General features: G+C 29.6%; 2 protein-coding genes. One reads left to right on the top strand and one right to left on the bottom strand.

Features of this window, described 5'->3' with window-relative positions; all coding sequences use genetic code 11:
* Window positions 1-80 precede the first annotated feature (80 nt).
* On the bottom strand, window positions 81-1,424 hold the full coding sequence (locus VLM92_RS05505) for a nucleobase:cation symporter-2 family protein (protein WP_325275352.1): 1,344 nt from the start codon (window positions 1,422-1,424) through the stop codon (window positions 81-83).
* A 393-nt stretch (window positions 1,425-1,817) separates the two neighbouring features.
* Here VLM92_RS05505 and VLM92_RS05500 point away from each other — a divergent pair.
* Window positions 1,818-2,455, top strand: a 638-nt coding sequence (locus tag VLM92_RS05500) for a GntR family transcriptional regulator (RefSeq protein WP_325275351.1), incomplete at its 3' end; no start/stop codon positions are given.

The following is a 2,455-nucleotide window of genomic DNA, read 5'->3' as shown; positions in this document are numbered from 1 at the left end:
GCTTCAAAAAAGTCTTCCTTATAAATATTCAATTGAAGTCTTTTTTATAATATTAATGATGTAGAATGGATGACTATAAATTATTTATCTATATTTTTTCTTTCATTAGATTCATCAGCTAATGTTTTATTAGGTAAAATTATATTAAGAGTAAAAGCAATAATTGCAGCTAAAATTACAGGAGAATCTCCTATTATAGAAATCAACCAGCTAGGGAATTGTTGTATAGCCTGAGGAACTAATGATATACCCATACTAAGTGCAAGAGCTAAACTTATAATAGTTGTATTTCTAGCTGTAAGTTCATCTTTTATAATAAGCTTTATACCTGTTAGCGTTATCATACCGAATACTGTTATAGTAGCACCACCAAGTACACAGTATGGTATAGTAGTCATAACTGCACCGAACTTTGGTATTAAACCGGCAAGAAGTAAAAATAGAGCAGCCAATCCTAAGATGAACCTACTTATAACTTTTGTCATTGCTACAATTCCAACATTTTGACTAAAAGAAGATGTTGGAAATGCCCCAAATATTGAACTTATAAAAGTACAAAACCCATTACCTATAAGACCACCAGATAATTCATCATCAGTTATTTCTCTATTTAAACCAGCCATAGAAGTTGCAGATAAATCTCCAATAGTTTGGACAGAGTTTACAACACAAATAATAACCATAGATATTATAGCAGATGAATTAAATTCCATACCAAATTCAAATGGCTTAGGGAAAGCAAACCAAGCAGCTTCTTTAATAGGAATAAAATCAACTATTCCTAAAAATATTGAAAGTATATATCCAGCTACTATTCCACAAAATATAGATGCTAATTTTAAATAACCTTTGCAAAATTGACCTACAAATAATACAACTAAAAGAGTTGCAAAGCCTATGCTCCAGTTAGTTAAAGATCCATATGTACTAGAACCTATGCCACCTGCCATGTAATTAATTGCAATATCATATAAAGAGAGTCCAATAACTAAAACAACAGTTCCAGCTACAACAGGAGGGAAAAGCTTCCTAATCTTCTTTATAAAAAGACCAACTATAATCATAGCTATTCCACCTATTAATTGAGCGCCGAGTATTGAACTTAGTCCATACTGAGAACCTATAGCAGTAAGCGTAGGAACATAAGCAAAACCAACACCAAATATAACAGGTAATTTAGCACCCATTTTGCCAACACCATAAATTTGCAATAATGTTGCTAGACCTGAAAAAATTAATGCAGATTGTATAAGTAACATCCTTTGAGAAAGTGAAGCATCAACAGCACCAGAAACTATAATTGGAACAGTAACAGTTCCAACAATCATAGCTAATATGTGTTGAAGTGATAGTGGCAATGATTTAGACATAGGTGGTTTAGAGTAAAACTCAAATATTGATGAGCTTTGGTTATTTTTTTTCAATTCCTATTCCTCCTAAAATAATTTTTATACCAGGTGAAAATTAAATTTACGAATAAATTTGACATTCACATAAGGCTTCAAAGAAAGGATAATTTCAAAATATATCATCTTATCATCAGATGACTTTTTATATAGGTATTCACAAAGTTAAATTTAAATGCACAAAATTTTAAAAATCATAAAGTTGTATGTATCATATATAAATACTTATATGATACATACAACTTTATAATTTGATAATTTAAAATAAGAAAAAGATAGATTAAAGCTAAAAGATGACTAACGGAAGTTATTGAAAAATTTTATGTACAAAAAGTATAATTATAGTAATCAAAAGATTAAGTCATCTGATGACCTGATTATAATATAAATTTAAATTTAAGGAGGATTAGTATGAATAAAAATATTAAGAAGGTCAACAAGGTGAGTGCGGTGCAAAAGTCTCTAGAAAATCTAAGAAAATACATTGAAGAAAGTAACATAAATATTTTACCATCAGAAGATGAAATTGCAAAAGATCTAGGCGTTAGTAGACTTACACTTAGAGAGTCTATAACTATACTTGAAAAAGAAGGGTTAGTGTCTAGGGTTCAAGGAAAAGGTACTTTAGTTAATTCTTTTGTGACTAAACTAGATAATAGAATTGATTCGGGAAGAGATGTAGAAGGAGCACTTAGAAGGCATGGCCATAAGGTAAGGTTTGAAGTGATAAGTCTGTATTATAAAAGTGCAAGTGAATATGAAAAGCTTCAAATGGGAATAGAAAAAGATGATGAGGTAGATGAAATATTAGTAATTGAGAAAGTTCTTTATGCAAGCGAAGAGCCAGTAGCCGTATACATAGACAGAATTCCTAAAAAGAATTTGAAGACAATATTTGATTTTGATAAAGATTATTTTAAACCATCAATATTTCCAATAGTAGAAAAACTATGTGACTTAAATATAAGTTATGATGTTGTAAAAATCATACCTTGTGCATGTGATAAAAAACTTTCCAAGATATTTAATTTAAAAATAAACACACCACT

It is taken from the genome of Romboutsia sp., assembly GCF_035470145.1.
Classification (GTDB): Bacteria; Bacillota; Clostridia; order Peptostreptococcales; family Peptostreptococcaceae; genus Romboutsia_D.
Note: the sequence above shows the minus strand (reverse complement) of the source record. Positions and strands in the feature narration are given on the sequence as shown.